Source organism: Apibacter adventoris (assembly GCF_002964975.1).
Classification (GTDB): Bacteria; Bacteroidota; Bacteroidia; order Flavobacteriales; family Weeksellaceae; genus Apibacter; species Apibacter adventoris.
The window spans coordinates 151100-157814 of the sequence record NZ_PSZM01000024.1 but is presented as its reverse complement, the minus strand read 5'-3'; the positions used below and the strand labels follow the sequence as shown (position 1 = coordinate 157814).

General features: G+C 29.8%; 6 protein-coding genes and 1 rRNA gene. 4 read left to right on the top strand and 3 right to left on the bottom strand.

Features of this window, described 5'->3' with window-relative positions; genetic code table 11:
* A 16S ribosomal RNA gene (locus C4S77_RS03800) occupies positions 1-711 on the bottom strand; the annotation flags it as partial.
* A gap of 563 nt (positions 712-1274) precedes the next feature.
* Between C4S77_RS03800 and radA the strand changes: the two genes are divergently transcribed.
* The 3 genes from radA to C4S77_RS03785 all read left to right on the top strand — a co-directional run bounded on the left by radA (position 1275) and on the right by C4S77_RS03785 (position 4120).
* Positions 1275-2633: a DNA repair protein RadA gene (gene radA, locus C4S77_RS03795; RefSeq protein WP_105246183.1), complete on the top strand. Its 1359-nt coding sequence runs from the start codon at positions 1275-1277 to the stop codon at positions 2631-2633.
* 176 nt (positions 2634-2809) lie between these two features.
* Complete coding sequence (locus C4S77_RS13460; RefSeq protein WP_105246181.1) at positions 2810-3700, top strand: M23 family metallopeptidase; 891 nt, start codon at positions 2810-2812, stop codon at positions 3698-3700.
* 18 nt (positions 3701-3718) lie between these two features.
* Positions 3719-4120 carry a bactofilin family protein gene (locus tag C4S77_RS03785; RefSeq protein WP_105246180.1) on the top strand — a complete coding sequence of 134 codons (402 nt, stop codon included), beginning with the start codon at positions 3719-3721 and terminating at the stop codon, positions 4118-4120.
* Positions 4121-4169: 49 nt separating this feature from the next.
* On the opposite strand, the gene C4S77_RS03780 is transcribed toward C4S77_RS03785, so the two are convergent.
* Positions 4170-5435 (bottom strand): NAD(P)/FAD-dependent oxidoreductase, encoded by a 1266-nt coding sequence (locus tag C4S77_RS03780; RefSeq protein WP_105246178.1) that lies wholly within the window; start codon positions 5433-5435, stop codon positions 4170-4172.
* 129 nt (positions 5436-5564) lie between these two features.
* Between C4S77_RS03780 and C4S77_RS03775 the strand changes: the two genes are divergently transcribed.
* Positions 5565-6158, top strand: coding sequence for a DUF3109 family protein (locus C4S77_RS03775; protein WP_105246176.1), 594 nt, complete (start codon positions 5565-5567; stop codon positions 6156-6158).
* Between the two features lie 30 nt (positions 6159-6188).
* Here C4S77_RS03775 and C4S77_RS03770 read toward each other — a convergent pair whose 3' ends face one another.
* Positions 6189-6707, bottom strand: a complete 519-nt coding sequence (locus tag C4S77_RS03770) for a TlpA family protein disulfide reductase (RefSeq protein ID WP_105246191.1) — start codon at positions 6705-6707, stop codon at positions 6189-6191.
* Positions 6708-6715: the final 8 nt, after the last annotated feature.

Sequence of the window (6715 nt, the reverse complement as noted above, 5' to 3'; positions counted from 1 at the left end):
GGTGTTCTGTGTAATATCTATGCATTTCACCGCTACACTACACATTCCAGCTACTTCAATACTATTCAAGACTCGCAGTATCTATGGCAGTTCTACAGTTAAGCTGTAGGATTTCACCACTGACTTACAAATCCGCCTACGGACCCTTTAAACCCAATAAATCCGGATAACGCTCGCATCCTCCGTATTACCGCGGCTGCTGGCACGGAGTTAGCCGATGCTTATTCGTATGGTACCTTCAGCACATTACGCGTAATGTGGTTTATTCCCATACAAAAGAAGTTTAAAACCCATAGGGCTGTCGTCCTTCACGCGGGATGGCTGGATCAGGCTCTCACCCATTGTCCAATATTCCTCACTGCTGCCTCCCGTAGGAGTCTGGTCCGTGTCTCAGTTCCAGTGTGGGGGTTCACCCTCTCAGGCCCCCTAAGGATCATTGCCTTGGTAAGCCGTTACCTTACCAACTAACTAATCCTACGCATGCCTATCTATATCCGATAAATCTTTTAATACAATGTAAGGCTACATCATATGTTATCCGGTATTAATCCGAGTTTCCCCGGGCTATCCCCGTGATATAGGTAAGTTACATACGCGTTACGCACCCGTACGCCGGTCTCTCTTGAAGCAAGCTCCAAAATACCCCTCGGCTTGCATGTGTTAGGCCTCCCGCTAGCGTTCATCCTGAGCCAGGATCAAACTCTCCATTGTAATTCTTTTAATCTTACAAAAGTTTTTTCCTGCACCCTAATTCTTAATAGAGCTTTCCCAAGTCGTTTTTGCTACTTTTTATCTTAAAATTTTTATGTCAATGATCTGTTCGTTTTCAATTTAATATTTTGTTGTTATTAAATTGGAGTGCAAAGATAGGACTTTTTTTATTGCTTCCAAATTTTTACAAAACTTTTTTTTAATATTTTTTTTATATTTTTGATAATGCATTAATTATCTGTAAGTAATGAATCAATTATTATTTTTATTTAAATCTCTTTAATATTATATCAAGTTAAATCTTTCTTATTAAAATATGTTAATCATAATTTTTATTAGTATTATATCTATCTATAAGTTAAATTATTTAAAAATTTCATTCATTTTACAAATTTTAAATTTTATTGTATTATTACTATCCATAAAAAGGTTAAATATAACCTCATCTCTTTTCTCGTTCTTATGATTTTTTTAATAAAATTTTTTATAGATAATATTTTAATTATACTCATTATCTTTTATAATAACTTTAACTTTGTAAATATTTAAATTAAACAGAATAAATGAAAAAGACAAAAACAACTTTTTTTTGTCAAAATTGTGGAACTCAATACCCCCAATGGGTAGGCCAATGTAAGGTTTGTGGTGAATGGAATACTATTGTTGAGGAATTGGTAGTGATGGAAAAAGAAAATAAATATAATTCTTCTTTTACTGATAAAAAGCCTAAAAATACAATACATAGAATAACTGAAATATCCTCACAAGAGGAAACGCGTATTATCACTGGTAATCTGGAATTAGATAATCTTTTAGGGGGAGGAATTGTTCCCGGTAGCGTTATTTTAATAGGTGGAGAACCGGGAGTGGGAAAATCAACACTTTTATTACAAATTTCATTACAAATATCTAAAAAAGTTTTATATGTATCCGGAGAAGAAAGTAATAATCAGATTAAAATGAGGGCCGACAGAATGGAAATACTTAATTCTGATTGCTATATTTTAACTGAAATTCAAACTCAAAAAATTATAAAAAAAGCACAAGAATTAAAACCAGATCTTGTGGTGATAGATTCTATACAGACTTTATATTCTTCTTATATTGAATCTTCTCCCGGAAGTATTTCTCAAATAAGAGAGTGCACATCAGAATTAATTAAATTTGCAAAAGAAACTTCTGTTCCTGTTATTTTAATAGGACATATTAATAAAGAAGGCACTATTGCCGGACCTAAGATTTTAGAACATATGGTAGATGTAGTCCTACAATTTGAAGGGGATAGAAATTATATTTTCCGTCTACTGAGAGCCAACAAAAACAGATATGGATCTACTTCTGGATTAGGTATCTATGAAATGTTTTCATCTGGACTGAAAGAGATCAAAAATCCTTCTGAAATATTGATATCTAAAAAAGATGAAAATCTATCTGGCAATGCTATTGGTGTTACTCTTGAGGGTTTACGACCTATGTTAGTTGAAATTCAAGCACTTGTATCTACGGCCGTGTATGGTACTCCGCAAAGAGTTACAACGGGATTTGATGCAAAGAGACTCAATATGTTACTGGCTGTATTAGAAAAAAGAGCCGGTTTTCACTTAGGGGTAAAAGACGTTTTTTTAAATATTACAGGGGGCATTAGAATAGACGATCCCGCTATTGATTTAGCGGTAATAAGTGCTATTTTATCTTCTAACGAAGATATTCCTTTACCTGATAATTGCCTTTTTACTGGAGAGGTAGGATTAAGTGGAGAAATTAGAGCTGTAAATCGAATTGAACAAAGAATTTTAGAAGGAGAAAAATTAGGTTATGATGTTATTTTTATTTCTAAATATAATAAAATTGATACAAAGAAATATAATATAAGAGTTGAAAAAGTATCTAAAGTAGAAGATATTTATAAAATTTTATTTTGAAAAGTTTCTTGTTTTCTTTGTTAATTTAACTTTCCTATTCTTTACTTTATTAATAAAATATAAAAAAAATATCTCGTTGTTTTATTAAAGAATTGTTAAATTTTTATTTTATTTTTTGTATTTACTAAATATCTAATACTTTTACTGCTCATTTTAATAATAATGTTAAATTTTCTATGAAAAATTCTAACTATTCTACCATTATAATTACCAATAAACATAGTAACAAGACTAAAATATACACAATAAAGGATAAACATGTAAAAAATATTACTCTTTATAAAAAATTGGTTTTTTATTTTTCTTTGTTTGCTTTAATTTTATTTCTTAGTCTTTTTATTTTTATAAAATATGAGAGACATGAAAAAGAAAAATTATATAATAAAGTTGTAATGCTTGAAAACAAACTGGGAAATAAATTAAATAATCAAAAAAACAATAAGAATTCAATTCATCAAAAGCTAGATAATCTTAATAAAGCAGAAGATTATTTACTTAAAATTGAAAAATATTTAAATGAACGTGAGGTTAAAACTCTAACATCTTCTAAAAGAAATGAAAGAAATAATCGTGCTGAAGTAGGTGGAGAATATTATTCTGTAGAAGAAATGAATTCTGATTTAATTAAATCTAAGCAAGAAAGAGTTTCGGAGATACTAAATAAAATTCAATCTATTCCTATAGGACTTCCACATATTGGTCGTCTTACTTCTACTTTTGGTGTAAGGGGAAATCCTTTTTCTCATCAAGGAGGAGAATTTCATCCTGGTTTAGATTTAGCAGGTACAATTGGAGATCCTATTAAAAGCACCGCGGATGGAAAAGTTATTTTTGCAAGTATTAAAGGTGGTTATGGAAACTGTGTAATTATTAAACATGCATACAAATATGAAACCCTTTATGGGCATTTATCTGAAATTGATGTTAAAGTCGGTCAAAATGTAAAAGCGGGAGACGTTATTGGAAAATTAGGTAGTACTGGCAGATCGACCGGACCACATGTTCATTATGAAATTATACATAATAACGAAAAGAAAAATCCTATAAATTATTTATATATTCCATAAACTAAATATTTAAAATATATGTTCGCATCAAAAAAAAATGATTCTTCTAAATCAATACCTGAAAATATTACTACAATTATTGCAGAACATTGTTCTATTGATGGATCTATAGAATGCAAAGATTATGTAAGAATAGATGGACATGTTTTAGGCAATGTTGTAAATAAGGAAGGTGGAGTTATACTTGGAAAAACAGGCATGGTAAAAGGAGATATTAAAGCTAAAGAATTGATTGTTTTTGGCATTGTTGAAGGTAATATACATGTTGACAATTTATCTCTAAAAGAATCCGGAACCATCTTAGGAAATATGGAACTTAAAAATTTTACAGTTGAAAACGGAGCTGTTTATAAAGGTACTGTAAGCATGGATACTTCTATTTCTGACTCTATTCCTCAAAATCAAAAAAATAAAAATTAAAAGTATGTCCATATTTAAAAAATATGGACATTTTTTGCGAGTTTAATAGTTATTTTTTAGGCTCTCCTATTTTATAATTTATACCTAACGAAGTGTTTTTAGAAAAATACATTGTTAGCCATCTATAAAAGGTATTCAATTTATTTCCTATAGATACTAATGATATTAAATGAATAGAAGACCATATAGCCCAAGCAAAAAAACCTTTAAGAAACATTTTGGGAGCGACTAAATCTGCTACAGCTTTATTTTTACCAATAATAGCCATTGATCCTTTATCTATGTAATGAAAGGGTTTCCAATCCTTGCCATTTATTTCCCTTTGCAGATTTTTTGCTAAATTTTCTCCTTGTTGCATGGCTACTTGTGCTAATTGTGGATGCCCTTCTGAAAATTTAGGATCGGTAGTCATAATGCAAGTATCTCCTACAGCAAATATATTATCATAACCTTTTACTTTATTAAATTCATCTACCTGCATTCTTCTACCTCTGGCATATAAATCTTTAGGAAAGCCATCAAAAACCCTGGATGTTACTCCTGCTGTCCAAATAATAGTTTTAGTATCGATTTTGGTTCCATTAGCAAAAAAAATAGAATTTTCATCACAATCTTTTACTTGGGTATTTAATAAAATTTCTACTCCTAATTTTTTCAACGTATCATATGAAACTTTATGTGATTTATCGCTCATAGGTCCTAAAAGTACATCTGATCCTTCTACCAGATAAACATTTACTTTCGATTTTAATTCACGATAATCTAAAGGAATCATATGATTCATAATTTCCCGTACTACCCCAGCAATCTCTACTCCAGCAGGCCCACCTCCTGTTATAACAATATTTAATAATTGTTTTTGCTTATCCAAATCTTCTTCTCTTGAAGCCTTTTCTAATCTCTCCAAAAGTGTATTTCTTAGTAATAAAGCATCATTTAAAGTTTTCATAGGAATAGAAAATTTTTCTATGTTTTCCATTCCAAAATAATTACTTTGTGTACCTGTACCTATTATAAGAATATCATAATCTATTTCTCCATTAGATAATATAACTTTATTTTCTTCAGGCTTTACTTCAATTAATTCGGCCTGACGAAAACTTACATTCTTTTTATGTCTTATAAATCTTCTGAAAGGATAACTTATGGCTACAGGATCTAATACACTGGCTGCTACCTGATATATAAGGGGTGGAAAAAAATTGTAATTGTTCTTATCTATTAAGACGATTTCATAATTTTTATCATTTTTTAACTGCGTTAAGATATTTATACCGGCAAAACCACCACCAATTAGTAAAATTTTTTTTTTCATATGTAAAGTTTTATATATTTAAGTGAAATCAAATGCATAACAAATACTTCGCCAAAAACAATTTATTTACTATTTTTTTAAATTTAATATAAATTATAACCGTACCTTTGCTTTCATATTTTTTACTATATGATTCAAATAGACGACACTATTATTTCTTTAGATGTTTTTCGTAAAAAATTTGTTTGTAACCTTAATAAATGTAAGGGTATTTGTTGTGTAGAAGGAGATTCGGGAGCTCCTCTAGATAAAGATGAATTACCTATACTAGATCGAATTTACTCTAAAGTTTCTCCTTATCTAAGAGAGAAAGGTCGAAGAGCTATTGAAAAACAAGGAAAATATATTACTGATTTTGATGGAGATTATGTCACTCCTCTAATTGATGGGGAAGAGTGCGCATATGTTATTTTTGATGAAAATCAAACAGCTAAATGTGGTATAGAAAAAGCCTATGAGGAGGGGAAAATAGAGTATAAAAAACCTATATCTTGTCACCTATATCCGATAAGGTTACAAAAATTGCGTAAATATATCGCTGTTAACTATGATGAATGGTATATTTGTTCTGATGCCTGTGTTTTGGGAAAAGAATTAAAAGTTAGAGTATTTGAATTTTTAAAAGAACCTTTGATACGAAAATTTGGAGAGGATTGGTACGCACAATTAATAGAAGCCGGACAACTTATAGAGGATAGTCTACCCCAAATAAAAATAAATTAATTAAATATTTTTTATCTACTTATCTTGTAATTACTGCAATAATAAATTTATAGTTTCTTGAAGTTCGGGATCTTTTGCTGAAATTGCATAATATTTGGCTATTTTACCTTTAGTATCGATAACCATGTAACGAGGAATCCAATTCAAATCAATAAATTCGTTAAAAGGATTTTTCCAACCAGAAGAAAACCAGTAGTTATCACCCATAGATAAATTATATTTTTCTATACCTTTTTTCCAAGTATCCTCAGATCTGTCTAAAGATAAGTATATAAAATCTACTTGTGGATTATTTTCACTAAGTTTATGAGTTTCAGGCATACTTAATAGACAATCTTTACACCAACTTGCCCAAAATTCTATTACGACTATTTTGCCCAAATGTTTTTTTAATACAGAATGTATTGAAGTTTTATCTCCTTCTATATTATCTACAGTTTGTACCAATGATTCTTGGCTAAACTCTTTCTTTAAAATTTCTGGAACTTTTTGCGCAGTTAATGGATAAAATAGAAAACTTAATAAAAAAGAATAAAAAATATGTCTCATGGATCTAA

Bases quoted from the DNA above. Each gene is read 5' to 3' on its own strand.
- radA (WP_105246183.1), top strand. From the start codon at position 1,275: ATGAAAAAGACAAAAACAACTTTTTTTTGTCAAAATTGTGGAACTCAA.
- C4S77_RS13460 (WP_105246181.1), top strand. From the start codon at position 2,810: ATGAAAAATTCTAACTATTCTACCATTATAATTACCAATAAACATAGT.
- C4S77_RS03785 (WP_105246180.1), top strand. From the start codon at position 3,719: ATGTTCGCATCAAAAAAAAATGATTCTTCTAAATCAATACCTGAAAAT.
- C4S77_RS03780 (WP_105246178.1), bottom strand. From the start codon at position 5,435: ATGAAAAAAAAAATTTTACTAATTGGTGGTGGTTTTGCCGGTATAAAT.
- C4S77_RS03775 (WP_105246176.1), top strand. From the start codon at position 5,565: ATGATTCAAATAGACGACACTATTATTTCTTTAGATGTTTTTCGTAAA.
- C4S77_RS03770 (WP_105246191.1), bottom strand. From the start codon at position 6,707: ATGAGACATATTTTTTATTCTTTTTTATTAAGTTTTCTATTTTATCCA.